Annotated in this window: 17 protein-coding genes, 1 tRNA gene and 1 pseudogene; 6 read left to right on the forward strand and 13 right to left on the reverse strand. The window is 60.6% G+C overall.

Annotation, left to right across the window (positions count from 1 at the left end; translation table 11 throughout):
* The first annotated feature begins 56 nt into the window (after positions 1-56).
* Positions 57-1,304, forward strand: a complete 1,248-nt coding sequence (locus J5289_RS04660; protein WP_142823920.1) for an ROK family transcriptional regulator — start codon at positions 57-59, stop codon at positions 1,302-1,304.
* A complete protein-coding gene (locus tag J5289_RS04665) occupies positions 1,288-1,719 on the forward strand; it encodes an RbsD/FucU family protein (RefSeq protein WP_111216568.1) in 432 nt (143 codons plus the stop codon). Before J5289_RS04660 ends, J5289_RS04665 begins: the two co-directional genes overlap by 17 nt.
* Positions 1,720-1,728: 9 nt before the next feature.
* On the opposite strand, the gene J5289_RS04670 is transcribed toward J5289_RS04665, so the two are convergent.
* From J5289_RS04670 to J5289_RS04705, 8 genes are all read right to left on the reverse strand, one after another.
* Positions 1,729-2,121 carry a VOC family protein gene (locus J5289_RS04670; protein WP_209182746.1) on the reverse strand — a complete coding sequence of 131 codons (393 nt, stop codon included), beginning with the start codon at positions 2,119-2,121 and terminating at the stop codon, positions 1,729-1,731.
* Positions 2,118-3,746, reverse strand: coding sequence for a glucose-6-phosphate isomerase (gene pgi, locus J5289_RS04675; protein WP_209182747.1), 1,629 nt, complete (start codon positions 3,744-3,746; stop codon positions 2,118-2,120). Before pgi ends, J5289_RS04670 begins: the two co-directional genes overlap by 4 nt.
* Positions 3,747-4,166: 420 nt before the next feature.
* Positions 4,167-5,861 (reverse strand): long-chain-fatty-acid--CoA ligase, encoded by a 1,695-nt coding sequence (locus J5289_RS04680; RefSeq protein ID WP_209182748.1) that lies wholly within the window; start codon positions 5,859-5,861, stop codon positions 4,167-4,169.
* A gap of 177 nt (positions 5,862-6,038) precedes the next feature.
* The gene (locus tag J5289_RS04685) at positions 6,039-6,434 is read right to left on the reverse strand and encodes a VOC family protein (protein ID WP_142823924.1); all 396 of its coding nucleotides are present in this window, start codon (positions 6,432-6,434) and stop codon (positions 6,039-6,041) included.
* 46 nt (positions 6,435-6,480) lie between these two features.
* Positions 6,481-7,230, reverse strand: coding sequence for an ABC transporter permease (locus tag J5289_RS04690; protein ID WP_209182749.1), 750 nt, complete (start codon positions 7,228-7,230; stop codon positions 6,481-6,483).
* Complete coding sequence (locus J5289_RS04695; protein WP_209182847.1) at positions 7,227-8,165, reverse strand: ABC transporter ATP-binding protein; 939 nt, start codon at positions 8,163-8,165, stop codon at positions 7,227-7,229. Before J5289_RS04695 ends, J5289_RS04690 begins: the two co-directional genes overlap by 4 nt.
* A gap of 26 nt (positions 8,166-8,191) precedes the next feature.
* Positions 8,192-9,358, reverse strand: coding sequence for an ABC transporter permease (locus tag J5289_RS04700; protein ID WP_209182750.1), 1,167 nt, complete (start codon positions 9,356-9,358; stop codon positions 8,192-8,194).
* A gap of 73 nt (positions 9,359-9,431) precedes the next feature.
* Entirely contained in the window at positions 9,432-10,340 is a 909-nt protein-coding gene (locus J5289_RS04705; RefSeq protein WP_142823928.1) for an ABC transporter substrate-binding protein, read from the reverse strand.
* Positions 10,341-10,772: 432 nt separating this feature from the next.
* Here J5289_RS04705 and J5289_RS04710 point away from each other — a divergent pair, with 432 nt between their 5' ends.
* Positions 10,773-11,132 (forward strand): hypothetical protein, encoded by a 360-nt coding sequence (locus J5289_RS04710; RefSeq protein ID WP_209182751.1) that lies wholly within the window; start codon positions 10,773-10,775, stop codon positions 11,130-11,132.
* A gap of 71 nt (positions 11,133-11,203) precedes the next feature.
* Here J5289_RS04710 and ppk2 (J5289_RS04715) read toward each other — a convergent pair whose 3' ends face one another.
* Positions 11,204-12,115 carry a polyphosphate kinase 2 gene (ppk2, locus tag J5289_RS04715; protein WP_209182752.1) on the reverse strand — a complete coding sequence of 304 codons (912 nt, stop codon included), beginning with the start codon at positions 12,113-12,115 and terminating at the stop codon, positions 11,204-11,206.
* A gap of 455 nt (positions 12,116-12,570) precedes the next feature.
* Here ppk2 (J5289_RS04715) and J5289_RS04720 point away from each other — a divergent pair.
* Both J5289_RS04720 and J5289_RS04725 read left to right on the forward strand, forming a co-directional pair.
* Positions 12,571-13,896 (forward strand): annotated as a pseudogene (locus J5289_RS04720) (inorganic phosphate transporter).
* Positions 13,897-14,181: 285 nt separating this feature from the next.
* On the forward strand, positions 14,182-15,393 hold the full coding sequence (locus J5289_RS04725) for a hypothetical protein (protein WP_209182753.1): 1,212 nt from the start codon (positions 14,182-14,184) through the stop codon (positions 15,391-15,393).
* A 43-nt stretch (positions 15,394-15,436) separates the two neighbouring features.
* On the opposite strand, the gene J5289_RS04730 is transcribed toward J5289_RS04725, so the two are convergent.
* The 3 genes from J5289_RS04730 to J5289_RS04740 form a co-directional block, all read right to left on the reverse strand.
* On the reverse strand, positions 15,437-16,003 hold the full coding sequence (locus J5289_RS04730; protein WP_209182754.1) for a DUF4145 domain-containing protein: 567 nt from the start codon (positions 16,001-16,003) through the stop codon (positions 15,437-15,439).
* A 141-nt stretch (positions 16,004-16,144) separates the two neighbouring features.
* Positions 16,145-16,220 (reverse strand) — tRNA-Thr (locus tag J5289_RS04735).
* A 109-nt stretch (positions 16,221-16,329) separates the two neighbouring features.
* Positions 16,330-17,286, reverse strand: a complete 957-nt coding sequence (locus J5289_RS04740) for a nitronate monooxygenase family protein (protein WP_209182755.1) — start codon at positions 17,284-17,286, stop codon at positions 16,330-16,332.
* Between the two features lie 291 nt (positions 17,287-17,577).
* On the opposite strand from J5289_RS04740, the gene J5289_RS04745 reads away from it, so the two are divergent.
* Positions 17,578-18,924 (forward strand): hypothetical protein, encoded by a 1,347-nt coding sequence (locus J5289_RS04745; protein WP_209182756.1) that lies wholly within the window; start codon positions 17,578-17,580, stop codon positions 18,922-18,924.
* A gap of 16 nt (positions 18,925-18,940) precedes the next feature.
* On the opposite strand, the gene ppk2 (J5289_RS04750) is transcribed toward J5289_RS04745, so the two are convergent.
* Positions 18,941-19,822: a polyphosphate kinase 2 gene (gene ppk2, locus J5289_RS04750; RefSeq protein WP_209182757.1), complete on the reverse strand. Its 882-nt coding sequence runs from the start codon at positions 19,820-19,822 to the stop codon at positions 18,941-18,943.
* Between the last annotated feature and the right edge of the window lie 199 nt (positions 19,823-20,021).

Consider the following 20,021-nt stretch of genomic DNA (forward strand, 5'->3'; position numbering starts at 1 on the left):
CGACTGTGGCATGATGCTGAAAAATGAGGCATGGCCATTACGGGAGGAGTCGGCCGATGTCATCCGTGGAAGATCCGGCAAGCACATTGCCGTCGTCATACAATCTGGAAGCCAGCGGCGGAGCCAATCAGGTTCGCGTCCGCGCCTACAATGAGCGGCTGGTGCTGTCGCTCGTGCGCCGCCACGGAGCACTTTCGAAGGCCGATATCGCCCGGCGGACAGGTTTGTCGGCCCAGACCGTATCGGTGATCATGCGGGTGCTGGAAAAGGAAGGCTTGCTCTTGCGTGACGAGCCGGTACGCGGCCGTGTCGGCCAGCCCTCGACGCCGATGCGTCTCAACGCCGACGCCGTTCTCTCCTTCGGCGTCAAGATCGGCCGGCGCAGTGCCGATCTCGTTTTGATGGATTTCGTCGGCAACATCCGCAAGCAACTCCACCAGACCTACGCCTATCCGCTGCCGCACGAGATAATCGAGTTCGTCACGCGCGGTATTCGCCAGATCGAAGGCGAGATGAGTGCCAAGGAACGCGGCAATATTGCCGGGATCGGCATAGCCGCACCCTTTGAACTCTGGAGCTGGGCCGAGGAAGTCGGGGCTCCCGATGGTGCGATGGAGGTCTGGCGCGGCTTCGACCTGCAGATCGAGGTCGGCGCGCGCGTGTCGCATCCGGTCTATCTGCAGAACGATGCCACCAGTGCCTGTGGAGCGGAACTGGTTTTCGGCGCCGGCGCCCGCTATCCGGATTTCGTCTACATGTTTATCGGCTCGTTCATCGGCGGCGGCATCGTCCTCAATTCGTCGATCTTCGTCGGTCGTACCGGCACAGCCGGCGCCATCGGACCGCTGCCCGTGCGCGATCGCCACGGGGAGACACGCCAGTTGCTGAAGATTGCTTCGATCTTCGTGCTCGAAAATCTCCTGCGCGAGCATGGCATCGATCCGCAGCCGCTGTGGTATTCCGCTAACGACTGGATCGACTTCGGGCCGCCGCTCGAGATCTGGATTCAGGATACGGCTGCAGCCCTGGCGCAGGCCATCGTCGCAGCGGCATCGATCATCGATTTCAGTGCTGCGGTGATCGACGGCGGGTTCCCCGATTGGGTCCGCCAGCGCGTTGTTCAGGCCACCATCAAGGCTGCTGCCGAACTCGACCTGCAGGGCGTCGTGATGCCCGAAATCGTCGAGGGGTCGGTCGGCACCCAGGCACGCGCCATTGGTGGCGCCAGTCTGCCGATCTTTGCCCGCTATCTCATAGACCAGAACATTCTCTTCAAGGAAATTGACAATGCTGAAGCACATTGACCCGCTGCTGAGCCCGGAACTTCTCTTCGCCCTCAGGGCCATGGGACATGGCGACGAAATCGCGCTGGTGGACGGCAACTATCCCGGCCTGACCGACGCCCGCCGCCTCATTCGGCTCGATGGTCATGGCGTGATTGCTGTGCTGAATGCTGTTCTGAGCGTCCTGCCGATCGACGAATTCGTAGACGAAGCCATCTTCCGCGCCACCGTCAAGCAGGACCGCGACACCCTCGATCCAGTCCACCGGGAGATGGTCGAATGCTGCGCCCGGCACGTGCCGGACATCAAGGTCGTGCCATTGCTGCCCGCCGATTTCTACGCTCGCGTCAAAGGCGCCCACGCCCTTATCCAGACAAGCGAGCCTCGGCTCTACGGCAATATCATCCTGCGCAAGGGCGTTATTTACCCGGCTTAAGAAATCTCATTATCGGCTCCAGGCGGCCTGCTGCAGAACGACGCGGTAGCCGTCCGGATCCTCGAACGTCTTTCCCCGGACGTCCCAATAGTCGTTATACGACGTCACCGGCACGCATCCCGCAGCTTGCATGCGATCCACGGCGGCTTGCCACTGTGCAGCGTCAGACAGGTACAACACCAGCAGGTTATCCTGCGTCGGAGCCCGGCCGACAATGTGGCCGCGGTGATGGGTGAATTCCAGGTGATAGGGCCAGTGCGGGTGACCTAGGACCAGCCCGTCAAAGCCGTTGTGACCCTCGAAGGCAACGAGAACCTCAAATCCCAGCCCCGCCTCGTAGAAGGGGCGGAGCCGGGCGATGTCGTCCGTCGGTCTTGCGACACGCAGGACAGGGACGGTCATGACTTGGCGCGGGCTTTCAGCGCGGCGACGAGACCGATGGTCGAGGAATCGTGGCCCTCGGCACTTTCCTTGCCTTCGACGACAGGTAGAAGGCCGGTCGCCAGTTCCTTGCCGAGTTCGACGCCCCACTGGTCGAAGGAGTTGATGCGGAACAGCACGCCTTCGACGAATACGCGGTGTTCGTAGAGCGCAATCAGCCTGCCGAGCGCAAACGGCGTCAGCTGGTCGTAGACGAAGGTGATTGACGGACGATTGCCGGTAAAGACGCGGTGCGGCGCGATGAAGTCGGCCTTCTTGTCTTCCATGCCCCTGTCGGTCAGCTGCTTCTTGGCTTCCTCGAAAGTGCGGCCCTTCATCAGCGCTTCCGACTGGGCAAGAACGTTGGCGATCAGCAGCTGGTGCTGGTGGCGCAGTTCCGGCTCGAAGGAGTTGGCGGCAATCATGAACTCCGCCGGGATGACGCTCGTGCCCTGATGGATCAGCTGGTAGAAAGCGTGCTGGCCGTTGGTCCCAGGCTCGCCCCAGACGACGGGGCCGGAATTGCCCTCAACCGGGGTGCCGTCGATGGTGACGCCCTTGCCGTTCGATTCCATGTCAAGCTGCTGCAAGTAGGCCGGAAAACGCGACAGGCGCTGGTCATAGGGAAGGATGGCGCGCGTCGCATAGCCGAGCACATTGCGGTCGTAGTAGCCGATGAGGCCCAGCAGCACCGGCAGGTTCTTCTCGATCGGTGCCGTACGGAAATGGTTGTCCATCGCATGTGCGCCATCGAGGAACTTGCCGAAGTTCTCAGGACCAACGGCGATCATCAGCGGCAGGCCGATGGCCGACCAGATCGAGTAGCGTCCGCCAACCCAGTCCCAGAAGCCGAAGACGCGGGCGCTGTCGATGCCGAAGGTCGCCACCTTGTCGAGCGCTGTCGAGACGGCGCAGAAGTGATGCTCCACGGCCGCTTCGCCGAGTGCCTTGGAAATGAAGTCGCGCGCCGTCTGCGCATTGGTCATCGTCTCGATGGTCGTGAACGTCTTCGAGGCGACGACGAACAGCGTGGTTTCCGGCTGCACCAGTTTCAGGATATCGGCGATATGGGCGCTGTCGATATTGGAGACGAAATGCGACTTCGGGCCATCGTGGAAAGGCGCCAGCGCCAGCGTCGCCATGACCGGGCCGAGATCCGAGCCGCCAATGCCGATGTTGATGACGTCGGTTATCGCCTTGCCCGTGGCGCCCTTGATGTTGCCGGAGCGGATACCATCGGCAAACTTGCCCATGGCGGCAAGCACGCCGTTGACGTCAGGCATGACATCCTTGCCGTCGACCATCACCGGCGTGTTCGAGCGGTTGCGGAGCGCGGTGTGCAGCACGGCGCGTCCCTCGGTGAAATTGATCGGCGCGCCCGAAAACATCTCGTCGCGCTTCTTCTCGACGCCACCCTCGGCGGCAAGCTTCAGCAGCAGCGCCATAATCTCGTCGTTGACCGCCGTCTTGGAGTAATCCATCAGCAGGTCGTCCAGCGAAGCGGTGTAGCGGGAGAAACGGCCGCTATCGGCGGCGAATGCCGCGCGAATGTCGGTGGCATTGGTGGCCGCAGCCGTGCTCTTCAATTGTTCGACGATCGCTTGCATGGGAAGCTCCTTAGGGGTTCGGAGAAGGTCGCGGAAACTATTCGCTTTGTGATGCCTAAATCAAGTTGGGTCACAAACTATTCGTAAAAAAGCGGAGAGGTGCCGGACTTGAAGAGCAGGCTCTTCCGGGATATGTTAAAGGAATGGCAGGCGGAGTTGGTCCTCCGCCTGCCTTCGCTAAGTTGTAATAAATGCGACCCGGACGGTGACTGACCAGTTCGTCCGGGTCTTTCTCACAACAAGCGTAATGCTAAGCGGCAAGAACCACATCGCATCACCTTCGTTTCAAAAGCAAGGCTCTTGCCAAAGTCGGTGCGGCCCATCCTCACCGATGTGCCGGCTGGTCGCGGCCCCTACTGCTTCTGCTGTGAAACAGGGTGATACAACCACTCTTTCTGGTTGCTTTCAATTGAAGTATTTCTACCCACGCAATTCCTTCCGCAAGATCTTACCGACATTCGATTTCGGCAGTTCGTTGCGGAATTCGATGAAGCGTGGGCGTTTGTAATTGGTGAGGTACTGGGCGCAGTGGGCCTTGATGTCAGCCTCGGTGAGTGCGGGATCGCGGCGGACCACGAAGAGCTTGACGGCCTCGCCGGAATGCTCGTCTGCTACGCCGACCGCAGCCGCCTCGACGATCCCTGCATGCATCGCGGCGACTTCCTCGATCTCGTTGGGATAGACGTTAAAGCCCGAAACGAGGATCATGTCCTTCTTGCGATCGACGATCTTGGTATAGCCGCGAGTATCCATGAAGCCCATGTCGCCGGAGCGAAAATAGCCGTCCGGTGTCATAGCCCGCGCAGTCTCTTCCGGCTGCATCCAGTAGCCGGCCATCACCTGCGGTCCGCGTATGCAGATTTCGCCGACGGTGCCGAGCGGTAGCGAATGGCCCTCGTCGTCGCGAATATCGATATCGGTCGATGACAGCGGCAGGCCTATGGTGCCTGAAAATTGTGTACTGTCGAAACGGTTGGCGCTGGCTACCGGAGAGGTCTCGGAGAGGCCGTAACCTTCGGTGATCCAAGCCCCAGTCAGCGTATGCCAGCGCTCCGCGATCGGCCGCTGCACCGCCATGCCGCCGGCAAGCGTGCTCACCTGCGACAGGTCCAGCTTGCCGAAATCCGGATTGTTCATCAGCGCGTTCAGGAGCGTGTTCAAAGCCGGGAAGATGTCGACGCGATGCTTGCCCAGTTCCTTGATGAAGCCCGGGATGTCCCTTGGATTGGCGATCAGCACGTTGTGTGCGCCAAGCGATACACCCATCAGGCAATTCACCGTCAGCGCAAAGATATGGTAGAGGGGCAGGGCGCAGACGAAGGTCAGGATCTCCGGCCGTGGCTTGGAAATATACGCCGAGTTCAGCCACAGCTGCAGCTGGAGCTGGTTGGCGAGTAGATTGGCGTGGGTGAGCGTCGCCGCCTTTGCAGTGCCAGTCGTCCCGCCAGTATATTGCAGGAACGCGGTGTCGCCTTGCGTAAGTGCCACCCGTTCCAGCTTCAGACCTTCGCCTTCGGCCAACACCTTCGAAAACGCTATGTGAGACGGGATGGACCAGGCCGGCACCAGCTTCTTGACATGTCGGACGATGAAATTGACGATATGCCCCTTGAGGCCGATCATCTCTCCGAACGAGCTGACGACCACATGGCGAAGCGCGGTGTGATCGAGCACTTGCTCCACCGTATGGGCGAAATTTTCGAGGACGAAGATCGCCTTGGCGCCGCAGTCGCGCAGCTGATGCTCGAGTTCGCGAGGCGTGTAGAGCGGGTTGACGTTGACGACGATCAGCCCCGCCCGAAGAATGCCGAAGGTCGCGACCGGGTTCTGCAGCACGTTCGGCATCATCACGGCGACACGGTCGCCTTTGACAAACCCACGGCTCTGAAGCCAGGCGGCGATCTTGCGTGTCTGCCGTTCCATCTCGCCATAGCTCATCGCCCGCCCCATGCTGGTAAAGGCCGGACGGGTGGCGTAGCGGGCGCAGCTGTCCTCGAAAAGTTCGCTCAGTGACTGATGCTCGAGTGGCGGCAAGTCTGCCGGCACGCAATCGGGATATGACGAAAGCCAGATCCGATCCTGTGCCGGTCCGGTGTAGGTGGGCGCTTCGCTCATGCCACTCTCCTCCCGCAGCTCAACCGCTGCAGTGATTTCGCCGGTGGTTGTGGTGGAAGCCTCCCGCTGCCACCACGCCGACGCCTGTCTCGCGTGAAACTAGGCCGACTGCACGCCGGGGGTCAATCGCTGCTGTCGCATTGGCCACCTGACAGGTCGGCCAAGGGGCACTTCATTTTACTGATACCGACCATGGCGCTGCAGTACCTCGATCTTGTAACCGTCAGGATCGGTCACGAAGAAAAACAGCGCGAGCAAGGTTCCGTCGCGGTTGAGCTCGGTGATCTTGCCGGGATTGAGGCCAAGTGCCGTGAAGCGTGCATGCTCCTCCTTGATGTCGTCGACCGACACCGCCAGGTGACCATAGGCCTCGCCGATGGCATAGGGCTCGACGCGCTGGAGGTTGATTGTCAGCTCCAGCTCGAAACCGGTCTCGCGATTGCTGAGATAGACCAGCGTGAACGTCTCGAACGCAATCCGGTCGGCCACTTCGAGGCCGAAGGCCTTTTCGTAGAATTCGACCGACCGCGCCTCGTCGAGCACGCGGATCATCGAATGAATCATCTTCGCCATGGCATTCTCCTCTGATGTGCCGAAATCTGCGGGCGTCCGGCAGGCCTTATGCCGTACGCTGGTCAGTTCGTCTGGCGAACAGCCGCTCGACCTGCGCCATCGCATCATAGATCAACACGGCCATCAACCCGACGATCAGCCCGCCCTGCAGGATGAAGGCGGTGTTGTCGGAAATTAGTCCGGCTATGATCACCTCGCCCAGCCCCTTGGCGGCGACAGTCGAGCCGATTGTCGCCGTACCGATGTTGATGACGGTAGCGACCTTCAATCCCTCGAGTATGAGAGGCATGGCCAACGGCAGCTCGACCGAAAAAAGCCGTTGGCGCGGGCTCATGCCCATCCCGTCTGCGGCCTCGAGCAGGGATGGCGGTACTTGCTGCAGCCCGGCTACGGTATTCTCGAAGATCGGCAACAAGCCGTAAAGAAAGAGCGCGATCAGTGTCGGCGCCATCCCGAAGCCCGTGGCCGGCACGGCCAGTGCCAGCACGGCGACGGGCGGGAAAGTCTGGCCGGCATTGGCGATGGCCCGGGTCAGCGGCAGGAAATCGGCGCCGCTCGCCCGCGTCACAAATATGCCGCCTAGAACGGCCAGCACCGCGCTGCCGGCAATGGAGATCGCCACAAGCTCGAGGTGGTTGGATGCCAGCAGTGCCAGACTGTTCTGCGTATAGACCGGCGGCGCGCCGTAGTTGGTAAGCGGCGCCAGCAGGAAGGTCAGCCACTCCGTCCTGAACAACAGGATGAGCAAAAGCGCGAGCGCGGCAAGCCTGAAGACGTTGGCGATGAAGAGCCTCATGCGCGCTTGCCCAGTTGCAAGAGCCGCTGCATCGAGATCGAGCCTACCGGGTTCTCGTTCTCGTCGCGGACGGAGGCCTCGTCTATCCCTTGCCAGATCATTTCCGACAGCGCGTCGCGCAAGTTCAGAGTCTCGGGAAGGTCGAAGCCAAGACCTGCCTTTGCCGGCTCCATGCCGACTTTCAACGGCAGCATGGCCATCAGCTTCAATGCCTTGTCGGAAGTCCCGGTGAGTTGCTCCACGAAGCTGTCGGCTGGCTCGGTCAGAATAGTCTCGGGTGAGGCGCACTGCAGCAGCTTGCCCTCGCTCATCACTGCGATGCGGTCGCCAAGATGGAACGCTTCGTCCATATCGTGGGTGACAAGAATGATGGTCGTGCCGAATTGTTTCTGGATCGCCAGGAGATCGTCCTGGGCCTTGCCGCGGATGACGGGGTCGAGAGCTCCGAACGGCTCGTCCATCAGCAGCACCTCCGGTTCTGCCGCAAGAGCGCGGGCGACGCCGACGCGCTGCTGCTGGCCGCCGGACAGCTGATGCGGATATTTGCCGTCGAAGGTCGCTGCGTCCAGGCGGAACAGCGACAGCAGTTCCTCAACCCGTCGATCGATGCGCGGCTTGTCCCAGCCAAGCAACTGCGGCACTGTCGCAATGTTCTGAGCCACCGTGCGGTGGGGAAACAGACCGTGGCCTTGAATAGCGTAGCCGATCCGTCGCCTGAGTTCGGTCACCGGCACGGTAACGATATCCCTGCCGCCAACCAGAATCTGTCCGCTTGTCATCGGCACCAGCCGGTTCACCATCCGCAGCAGTGTCGATTTGCCTGAGCCGGAGGTGCCGACGACGACGGTCACCGAGCCCTTGGTGACCGTCATGCTGACGTCGTCGACAACAGTAGCGTCGCCATATCGCTTCGTCACGTTGCGAAATTCGATCATCGTTTCCTGCTGTATCCCGGTCGAATTCATGCGCGGCGTCCCCGGATGGTGTCGATGACGGCGTCGAGAACGACGGCCGATGAAAATGCCAGAAAGACGGTCGGCACGGCGCCGAGCAGCACCAGATCCATCGCGGTCTGGCCCAGTCCCTGGAAGATGAACAGTCCGAAACCGCCACCGCCGATAAGCGCTGCCACGGTCACCAGTCCGATTGCCTGGACCAGAACGATGCGGATGCCGGTGAGGATGACGGGAAAGGCAAGCGGCAGGTCGATGCGGAACAGGATCTGCAGCCGCGTTAGTCCCATGCCTGCTGCCGCATCGCGCACGGCTGGATCGACTCCCTCGAGGCCAACGACCGTATTGGCGACAACCGGCAGCAAGGAATAGAGGATCAGCGCGATCAGCGCCGGCGCGGCACCTATACCGCGGATGCCGAGGTCAGCTGCGCCAGGCACGTGGGTGGCGATGTAGCCGAGCGGCAGCATCAGCAACCCGAACAGGGCGAGGCTGGGGATGGTCTGTACCATGCTCAGCACCTGCAGCACGATTGCCCTCAGCCTCGGCACCCAGAAGCAGAGGATGCCGAGCGGCAAGGCGAGGAGGATGGCGATGATGACCGAACCGAAGGCGAGAAAAACATGAACGACTGCCTCGCCCCAGAACTGTTCGGAGCGAATAGCAAATTCCTTCATGATGGACAGGCTGTCGAGACTGCCTGAAAAGAGAAACGCCGCGAGGAGCGCCGCATAGAACAGCAGCGATGCCACCCGCATCCAGGGCGTGAGCTGCAGCTTCACCAGCGCGTCCGAAATAACCAGCCCAACAACGGCGAGAAGCACCCAGAACGTGCCGCCGGGCGTGATGCGAGCGGACGCGCTGCCATTAGGCGTGGAAGCAGTCGACACAAGGCCGATGGCAAGCAGCAAGGTGGCAAGGCAGAGTGTCGCGATGGCAAGGCGCAGGGGTGCATTCCGGACAAAGACGGCTGCAATTCCGGTGGCCAGCAGCAATGCCATGAGAGCCAGCACAACGGGTTGGCCGAGAAGCTGGGTCAGGGCCAGCGGCTTGCCGGCAGCAATCCGGTTGGCTTTGGCAATGATAAGCGGCATCGTTGCCGTTGCCAGAAGGCCGACGGTTACAAGTACAATGCCGAGACGGTCCGCTCCACGGACCCTGTACCCATCATCCATCCACCGGCTCCAGTCGTCGAAAACGAACTATGGCCCCGCACAATGGGCGGGGCCATAGGAAAATGTCGGTTGCTTACTTCAGGAAGCCCTTGTCCTTCAGGTAGGACTGGGCAACGGCCTTGGCCGGCTCGCCGTCTACCTGGATCCGGCCGTTGAGGGTCCGCAGTTCCTCGGCCGTCAGGCTCTTGAAGATCGGGGCCAGCACTTCTTCGATCTTCGGGTTGGCCTTCAAGACTGCCTCGCGGATAATGGGCGTCGGTGCATAGACCGGTTGTACGCCCTTGTCGTCTTCCATGACGGTCAGTTCGGCAGCTTCGATAGCGCCGTCCGTGCCATAGACCATGGCGGTGTTGACGCCATTGGTCTGGTCGGCGGCAGCCTTGATGGTGGCCGCTGTATCGCCTCCGGAGAGAACGATCGTCTGGTCAGGGCTGATCTTGAAGCCGTAGGTCGTCTGGAAGGCTGGAAGCGCTGCGGCCGAATTGACGAACTCGGAAGATGCCGCCAGCTTTACCTTGCCGCCACCCGAGATCCACTTGCCGAAATCCGACATGGTCTTCAGCTTGTTGGGGCCCGCCACGTCGTTGCGCACGGCCACCGCCCAGGTGTTATTGGCAGGCGAGGGTGTCAGCCAGACGATCTTGTTGGCGTCGTAGTCGAGCTTCTTGGCAAGAGCGTAGCCAGCGTCGCTGCTCTTCCAGGCCGCGTCATCCGCCTTGTTGAAGAAAAAGCCGGCATTGCCGGTGTATTCGGCATAGATATCGATTTCGCCCGATGTGATCGCCTTGCGCAGAACCGGCGTGGTGCCGAGCGCGATGCGGTCCTGCGCCTTTATTCCGGCAGCGTTCAGCGACAACAGGATGATGTTGCCGAGCAGCGTGCCCTCGGTGTCGATCTTCGACGAGACGACGACATCTGCGGCACTGGCGCCAGTAGCGATGAAGGCCGCAAGCGAGGCGGCGACGGTAAGTGTTTTCAGCATGGTGTTCCCTTTACCCCAATGATCTCTGTCACGCCCCCAACGCTGACCGGATGGCACATGCGTTACTGGCCGTCATTTCGTCCGATAGTCAGTTGCGATGAATTAGCGCTTGTCTACGAAATATCGATAGGACTCGCCTGCCAATTGCGACCAGCCAGGCATTATCGCCGATGCTGCGGTAAAGGCGTGGAAATTCATGCTGAATTTTAGTCCGCGCGGCGTTGTTTTTACCAAACGTGCAAGCAACGTCGCGTCATGGTTTCAATAGACGCCAAAGTTGCAAGCGTGCCGCCGGCGCCTTAACCAGTGATTTTAGCCGATTTTTCTGCCGCGAAATGGGGTTGTTTGTGACAGTAGAATGACGAAAGGTAGCTCAGAAGTAATTTTTTATTGGTTCTGCACTTTAAAACGCGCAGTCGGAGAGCTGAAAAATTGGGCGAGAAGAAAAAAATCTATCATGCATTGGTTGATGGCGCGACCGCTGGTCTCAGCGACAAGGCCCTCTATGAATTCGTACAAAAGGAATGCGGCAAGACCAGCAGCAAGAAGATCGTGCGTGCTTCGTTGCTTGCCCTGAGCGACCCCGATCTGCGCGATGGCAATGTACTGAACACAATCTATGCGCTGGCTATCAAGCATCGCCTGGACCAGGTAACGCCTGAGGATTCCGAAGAAACCCATGAAGTAAGCGTCGCTCCGTCGATCGCGACCAAGGACAAGGCCGAGCCTGCGCCAAAGCGCGTCCGGGCGAGGCGCAAGCCTGCAGCGGCTGAATCCAGCCCTGAAGCCTGAGCTACTCGCGCATCTGCTGTTCCAGATGGCGCCCGGTGAAGGGCACTATCTGGAACTTGCTGCGTAAGTCCTCAGTAGATTTCCGGCACGTACATTTCCGGGGGCACCGGCGAACGACTGTAGTCTTCGTGGCGGATACGGCCGGGCAGTTCCACTTCTGCCTTTGGCACATCCTCGTAAAGAATCTGCTTCAGGAGATGGGCGATGCAGTTTAGGCGCGCCCTTTTCTTGTCCACGGCCTGTACGACCCACCAAGGCGCCGCATCGCTGTGGGTGCGCGCCAGCATGTCTTCCTTGGCCTTTGTATATTCTTCCCAGTGGATGCGGCTTTCCATGTCCATCGGCGAAAGCTTCCATTGCTTCAGCGGATCGTGGATGCGCATCTTGAACCGGAATTCCTGCTCCTCGTCGGTGATCGAGAACCAGTATTTGATGAGGATGATGCCCGAGCGGACCAGCATGCGCTCGAATTCGGGCACGGATCGGAAAAATTCCTCCAGTTCGTCTTCCGTACAAAAGCCCATGACGCGCTCTACGCCGGCCCGGTTATACCAGCTGCGGTCGAACAGCACCATTTCGCCGGCCGTCGGCAGATGCGCGACATAGCGCTGGAAGTACCATTGATTGCGCTCGCGCTCGGTCGGAGCAGGAAGGGCGACCGTGCGGCAGACGCGCGGGTTTAACCGCTGCGTGACGCGCTTGATGGCGCCGCCCTTGCCGGCAGAATCGCGCCCTTCGAAGATGACCGCAACCTTCAGCTTCTTGTACTGAACCCAGTCCTGCAGCCGGACCAGTTCGTGCTGCAGCCGGAACAGCTCCCGGAAATAGACCTTGCGCTCGAGCGTTGCTTCCGCCGGCTCGACCATGCCTTCGGCGACGAGCTCGTCGAGCCGGTCTTCCTCCATCTGCATCTCCAGCTCTTCGTCGAAGCTGTCGGCAATTTCATCCTTGATGCGGCGAAGCTGGTCTTCCTGATCGGACATTGGTGCGTTCCTTCGTTTTGCACACAGACAGGAGCAGGAGTTGGCGACAGGAATGTGACAAACCGGCATCCCGCAGCCATCGTTTCCCGTCCCGGCGCCTGCAAATGGCCGGGATGTCACCAGACCTTCACAGAGCCATTTTATTAACAATTGATAAGTTTGGATGAGGGAGCGATAAAATGGTCGATATGAGCGCTGAGCGGAGCAACGCCGGGATCGGCCACCCGCTGGATAAAACCGGGGGCTCCGGCAAGTGGTTCGTACCCCTTCTCGTTCTCGTGCTTCTCGGCGGACTTGGCTATATCGCTTATGCGTTGGACCGTGATCTCACCTCCGCCTCCGCTGTTCCGTGGATACTCCTCGGCCTTGCGCTTCTGATTGCTCTCGGATTTGAATTCGTCAACGGCTTCCACGACACGGCAAATGCGGTGGCGACTGTCATCTATACGCGCTCGATGCCTGCCGAATTCGCTGTCATCTGGTCCGGTTTCTTCAATTTCCTCGGCGTTCTCACCTCGTCGGGTGCCGTGGCTTTCGGCATCTTGGCCCTGCTTCCGGTAGAACTGATCCTGCAGGTCGGCTCCGGTTCGGTCTCGCCATGGTCTTCGCGCTGTTGATCGCCGCCATCGTCTGGAACCTCGGGACCTGGTATCTCGGCCTCCCCGTCGTCGAGTTCCCATACGCTGGTCGGCTCGATCATCGGCGTTGGCTTGGCCAACCAGTTCCTCGCGCCCGCCGGCAGCGCCACAAGCGGCGTCGACTGGTCGCAGGCAACCAACATCGGCCTTTCGTTGTTGATCTCGCCGCTGATCGGCTTCGGTTTCTCCGCCATCCTGCTTCTGGTCATGAAGGTCTTTATCAAGAACAAGGCGCTCTACGAGGAGCCGAAGACCAACGGTCCTCCGCCGCTATGGATCCGCGGCCTGCTGATCTTCACGTGCACCGGTGTCAGCTTTGCGCACGGCTCCAACGATGGCCAGAAAGGCATGGGCCTGATCATGCTCATCCTGATCGGTCTCGTGCCGACCGCCTTTGCGCTCAACCGGACCCCGGACGTCAATTATCTCGAAGCCTACAAGTCCGCCTCTGCACAGGTCGAGACCGCGCTCGGCAAGTATGTCAAGCCGGGCATCGTTGTCGCCGATGCGAAGGCCGCTGTATCGGATGCGGTCAAGACAAAGACATGGACCGACGCGACCACACCGGCGCTGCAGCAATATATCCACATCACCAGCCAGGAAGTCGCTGCCTTTCCGACCCTCGAAGCCGTGCCTCCGAACATGGTCGGCAACGTCCGCAACGACATCTATCTGATCGGCGAAGCGCTGAAGCTCATCGACAAGCAGAAGCTTCTGGCGATGGATGCGAAAGACCTTGCCGCTGTCACCGGCTATCACAAGGCCGTCGACAACGCGACGAAGTTCATCCCGACCTGGGTCAAGGTAGCCGTTGCGCTGGCACTCGGGCTCGGCACCATGATCGGCTGGAAACGCATCGTCATCACCGTCGGCGAAAAGATCGGCAAGACGCACCTGACCTACGGCCAGGGTGGCGCTGCCGAAGTCGTGGCGATGATCACCATCGGCGCCGCCGACCATTTCGGCCTGCCGGTTTCCACCACCCACGTGCTCTCGTCCGGGGTCGCAGGAACTATGGCGGCCAACGGCTCTGGCCTGCAATGGTCGACCATCCGCAACATGCTGACCGCCTGGGTTCTCACCCTGCCAGCCTCGATCGCCATCGCTTTCGTCCTCTACGTGATCCTGCGCCAGGTCTTCTGATCCGAGAGCGGATGCGGGGCCGCAGACGGCGCCCGCATCCGCTCGATGGCTTCGTATTGCGACCGTCGCTGCAATCTCGTCGTCTCGCACTCAGCCGCGCGACAGGCGCCACCACCCCGAACCATCAGGCCCGGACAAGGTCGCATCTCTATTCCTGCGGGTATTGCGGGGAGGCGGAGAGGTATTGGACGTTGCGCGTCCATCGCCAAAAGTTTTCGCTGCAGACGGCTTCCGCCAGATGGGTGTCCTACCCATCTTTTCGTCGGTGCCGGAGATTTCCGTTAAATGCAGGAACAGACCATGGCGCATCAGTTCGACGATTTTTCCCTCGAAATTCTGATGAAGAACAGGGCTTGGAGTTTCGGCAACCTTGATACGAAAGCGGTGGTCTCGCCAAGGCTTACCCTGCGATCCGGCGGCCATCTGCAGGACTACTCGCACCCAAACGAGAACGCCTGGAGAGTGAAGGCGGGCGCTGTCGAGTTTCTCAATCAGGACGGTGCTGTTTCCACCCGGTTCGATCGCATAAGCGAGAACGACGGCAAGTATACGATGGAAGGACGGTTTCGCCTCGGCGGTACAGGAGAAACCCACTATCTGCAGGACTGCGGAGAAATCGCACGGCCTTTGAACCGGACAGCACTCGTCGTTCCCATCCACGACGCCTATTTCATGTATGGCATCAACCTTCTCTACCAGAGCGTCGGTTCCGACTACGACATCGTCTTTGTGTTCTCGACCGATGCTGACCGTCGGGCTTTTGCAACGATGCACCAGCCATCGGCGTCCCTTTATTACCATGCGATCGTCCTCGACGATCATTTTACCGGCGGCGCAATCTCTGTCGTCGCCGATCGCAAGACGTGGCCGACGGTTAAGAAGTTTCTCGCTCTCTCGCTGGTTCACAAGTCCTACGACTACATCCTCTGCGTCGATGCCGAGACCTTCATTCTCCGGCCGACCGGATGGACGGCGGCGGCGGAGCAGGTCGTTTCGCAGGCCCGTTGGTATGCCGGATTGCTGACGCAAAAACACGCGGCTGAACGCAACATCATGCACGCCTCGTCGATGGCGCTATCGCCGCATGCAGAACACGCCGATATCCAGGCGATATCGCGCAACTGGGGATTCTATAGCTGGTGGTGGGATATTCCGGTCTACGCAGCCGGAAGCGTTTCCGGATTTCTGAACTGGATGGAGTGGGACACCAGCCTGCAATTCGTCGAAAGGTTTGCCCATAACCTCTACGATCACATCACCTACCAGTTCTACATGGGGCTGCACGGCGGCTTCTCGTTCGTCCCGGTGGAAGGGATCGCCCATTCGCTCGAGTTCAAGCCGGCTGCCATGGTCGGCAGGGTTCACCGCGAAATCAATCCCGTGCGGTGGGCAAATGCCTTTGCCTACGCGCAGGACCCGGATTTCTTCAGGGAAAACGACTATCTCGCGATCTACCACATTGATCGCAAATCCTTCCCGCAGTTCGAGCTGGCTTGAACGGCGGCTGGCGATCATGCCTGATCGGAGCCGGTCTGCTTAATCACCCCATCCCGGGAGCGGTCCTGAGTGCCATCAGTCGCGACCGGAGGCTGCCGTACTGGTAGACTGCCCGCAAAAGCTGCCTTGCCAGATAGATGGCGAGCTCGCTTTCTTCGGAGCTGACGCTGTAGGTCTCCCGCGCTTGTATCTCCGCGTCGTCGTTGATCACGATGCGGGCGCCGCCCGCTATGCCCGGGTGCTCGCCGTTCATGGGCGTGAATGTGTTGAGGGCAGCGATGCGGCTCTGCAGGCCTTCGCCGTCGGCGCCGATATCGTTGCAGAGATGCTCGAGCATGTGGCGGACCAGCACTGCCGAGGCCACGTAAAGCCCCACCGCATGACACTGGACCGCCTCCTCGATTGTCCCCATGAGGCTGGGCGGAAGAGTGTTCCCGGAGAACACAAGGACTTCCGGCCGGTGAACGGAACGGCCTCCCTCGCTGTCCGAAAACGCCGAGATGACAGCATGGCACTCAGGGTTGGGGCACTGTCGAAGTCCGGCATAATAGATGACGGCTCCCGGCTGCGAACCGCTGCTCTCGCCGTAGGACCACTGAAGATCCGGCACTCGGGAAAATCCCAGCATCACATTCCGATGGCCGCATGCAGGGCAGCATATGTCCGCAAGCCAGCTCCCGACCGGGGCTTGGACGCCTTCAACGAAATGCATGGGTGAACGATCTTTGTATAGTTTTAAAGACTGAGAAAATGGTGCCGCTTAGAGGACTCGAACCTCTGACCCCATCATTACGAATGATGTGCTCTACCACCTGAGCTAAAGCGGCAATCGCGGCGTCTGGGACAGCCTTCGATGTGCATGCGGCTGATACAGTCTCTGGAACGAGATTTCAAGCGCTCTGTTGGCAGATCGCCAAAAAACCGTCACAGGCCGTTTCACCGTAGCAGTCGGGCGCGCGCCTGCCGGTATTCCCGCTCCAGACGGTCGACGAGATCCCGCACGGGGACGACGGCATCGATTGCGCCGATGCCTTGTCCCGATCCCCAGATGTCCTTCCAGGCCTTGGCGCCCGAGCTTGCCTGTTCGAAGTCCATTGTCGCGGCATCCCCGGGCAGGTTGTCGGGATCAAGCCCGGCGGCGAGGATCGAGGCTTTTAGATAGTTGCCGCTGACCCCGGTAAAGTAGCTGGAGGTGACGATGTCGGCCGCTTTGCCATCGACAATTGCCTGCTTGTAGGTGCTGCTCGCCCGGGCCTCCTCGGTCGCGATGAAAGGCGAGCCGATATAGGCCATGTCGGCGCCCATCGCCTCGGCCGCGAGAATGCCGCCGCCTGTCGAGATGGCGCCGGCGAGAAGCAGCGGGCCGTTAAACCATTGCCGGATTTCCTGGATGAGCGCAAAGGGCGACAGCGACCCCGCGTGGCCGCCGGCACCCGCTGCCACCGCGATCAGGCCATCCGCGCCCTTGGCGATCGCCGAGCGGGCGTGGCGCAGGGTCGTGACATCGTGGAGCACGATGCCGCCATAGGAGTGGACGGCCGCATTGACCTCCGGCACCGCCCCCAGCGATGAGATGACGATGGGTGTCTTGTATTTCACGCAGAGCGAGAGGTCGTGCTCCAGCCGCCGGTTGGACTTATGGACGATCTGGTTGACGGCGTAGGGCGCGGCTAGCTGATCGGGATGGGCAGCGTCGTGTGCAGCCAGCGTCTCGGTGATTTCAGCCAGCCATTCGTCCAGAAGACTTTCCGGGCGGGCATTGAGGGCCGGAAAGCTGCCGACGACGCCTGCCTTGCACTGCGCAAGTGTCATCGTCGGGTGGGAAATGATGAAAAGCGGCGATGCCACGACCGGCAGGCGCAGGCCGCGCGTCAGGATCGGTGGAAGCGCCATTGGCAAGCTCCTGTGCTCACTGGCGCCGATAAATGCGCCACGTGTTTGCTATCAGGTTCGGATCAGCGGGAAAAGTCGCTTTCCGATCAGGGCGGCGATGCTGCCACCGCCCTTGATGATGGCTGAAGCGCCGCTATCTTTGAGCAAATACCGTGGTAACCTGTCTTATCCCCGGTCTAATGGCATCTGCATTGTGCCGACCCTTGCGTATCGCCGGACAGGGCATTACCGATTCCTGCCAGTCATTTGTCAGGATTGCATGGCGTCGCCAGTCAGAGTGAAGGACCGGATGTGAGCGGATTAGAAACGGCCATCAGAAGCGCCCTGGAGCGATCCGAGCGCGACAACCCCGAGGTCCGGGCTCGCGTTTACCAGTCTGCCCGCCAGGCGCTGGAAGCCGGCCTGCGCAAGCAGGACATAACCGACGTCGAAACGGTTGCCGCCCAGCGCCAGCGTCTGGAGCTGACCATCCGTGCGATCGAGGGCGAGGAACGGGCGAGACTTCGCGAGGCTGCCGTTGTACAGCCGGCTGCCGAGCCCATCCCGGCTGCCCCGCGACCCTCCGAGCCTGTGCCGGAGCCTGCAAGGCCGGTGGTGCAGCCGGCTTCACGGCCGGTCGCTGCCCAGTCCACTCCCGCGTCCATGGCAGCTCCCCGGCCTGCGCCGATTTCCCCAGCCGCAGCGCCACCGCTCGGCGCCGCAGTGCGGCCCGAGGCGACACAGCAGCCGGGACGCATGGAGCCCGGAATGGAGTTGCGCGGCGAGACGCGCGGTGCCGATACGTCTTCTTCCGGTCACTCGGACGAAGGTGACCTCGGCGGCATCCATGCCGGTCCCGGCGATCACCTGGCAGCCGAACCCGGCGCCTACGAGGAGTCGGCGATGGCGGCGCCGTCGCGCAGTATGGATTTCAAGCCGGAGCGGGCGGTCAGCCGTCGCAAGCCGCGCAAGTTCTTTTCCCGCCTGCTGGTGTTTTGCATCGTCGTTGCCTTTCTCGGCATCGGTGCCTGGTGGGTAAAAACCTCGGGCGTGCTGCTGACAGCAGCGCAGCGTGATACCAGCGTTCGCAACCAGCCAGCACAGATCACCCCCGAAGGCGAAGATGCCAACGACAACAACGCCGATCTCGACTCCGGCAGCAATGCCGGGCTGGCGACGATCGATCCGCAGGACCGGTTCTCGGCCGACTGGATACAGATCTTCGGGCCGACCGATGCCGCAAAGGCTGTCAGCGGCATACAGGCGAAGATCGAAAACGCCTCGGAAAATGAAGGTCCGACAGTCCGTCTGACCTCGCAGTCGCCCGACACGACCGGCAATGTCGCGATCCCCGTTCCATCGGCTACCTTGCAGAAGCTCTCAGGCAAGCCGGCAACGGTTGCCATGACGCTGCAGGCGATCTCGGATGCACCGACACAGATTACCGTCGAATGCAGTTTCGGTACCTATGGCGGTTGCGGCCGGCACCGGTTCGATGTGACGCGCCAGAAGTCCGATGCGCTGTTCCAGCTGCGTTTCAACAAGCCGCTGCCGGCTGATGCTTCCGGCAATCTCGTATTCAATACGGATGTCGACGGCAAGTCGACCGGCGTCAATATCTACGCCATCCGCGTGCTTCCTGGAAACGAGGCGCCCTGAGGCGCACTCTTAGTCATCATTTGAGAAAACCCGGTCCCGAGCCGAGGATCTTCCCATCGATTTCGCCGATAGCGTCGTTATCCTTGCCGGGATAGTCCAGCGTCGAAAGTATGTGCCGGATCAGGTTGAGACGGGCGCGACGCTTGTCGTTGGCGTGGAGAACGGTCCACGGCGAATAGTCCGTGTGGGTTTCCTTCAGCATCCGGTCGCGCTTTTCGCTGTAGTCGTCCCACTTGTCGAGGGCGGCGATATCCATGGATGACAGCTTCCAGACCTTGCGCGGATCGTGGCGCCGGTCGTGAAAGCGTTTCAGCTGCATTTCCCGGCCGATGTCGAGGTAGAACTTGAAGAACATGATGCCCTCATGCTCGACGATTTTCTCCATCTGCGGCGCCTGGTGAAGGAACTGCTCGTACTGCTCCGGCGTGCAAAACCCCATCACCGGCTCGACCCCGGCGCGGTTGTACCAGGAGCGGTCGAACAGGACGAATTCGCCCGATGTCGGGAATTGGTCCACGTAACGCTGGAAATACCATTGTCCGGCTTCGCGGTCGTTCGGCTTGCTGAGTGCCACGACCCGCGCGAGGCGTGGGTTCATGTGGGCGGAGGTCGCAAAGATCGCACCGCCCTTGCCGGCAGCATCCCTGCCTTCGAAAATCGCCATGATCCGCTTGCCCGTCGCCTGCAGCCAGAACTGTACCTTCACGAGTTCGATCTGAAGCGCTTTCAGATCGTCCATGTATTCGCTGCTTTTCAGCTTTTTCTTATAAGGAAAGTGGCCGGACGACAGCGCCTTGTCTGCAACCCAGTCGGGCAGAACGGGGTCGTCGACGTCGAAGATACGCCGTTTGCCGTGCAGCCCCAGCTCGACCACACGGCTTTCGACTTCGTCTCCCATAGATCCTCCTCGGGCCCTTGGCCTGTATTTGCCATTAGGGGCTCAGTTTGTAAAAATTATAAACCGGCTCAGAAGACACATATTTACCGTGTCATTTCAAGCCTTCCGCCGACTATGACTGGCGAGGGAGCCCAACGGTTCCACGACTGTGGATAGTGCTGAAAACTTCTGTCATGAATTTGCTATATCAGTCCGAGTC

It is taken from the genome of Rhizobium sp. B230/85 (assembly GCF_019355735.1).
Classification (GTDB): domain Bacteria; phylum Pseudomonadota; class Alphaproteobacteria; order Rhizobiales; family Rhizobiaceae; genus Rhizobium; species Rhizobium rhododendri.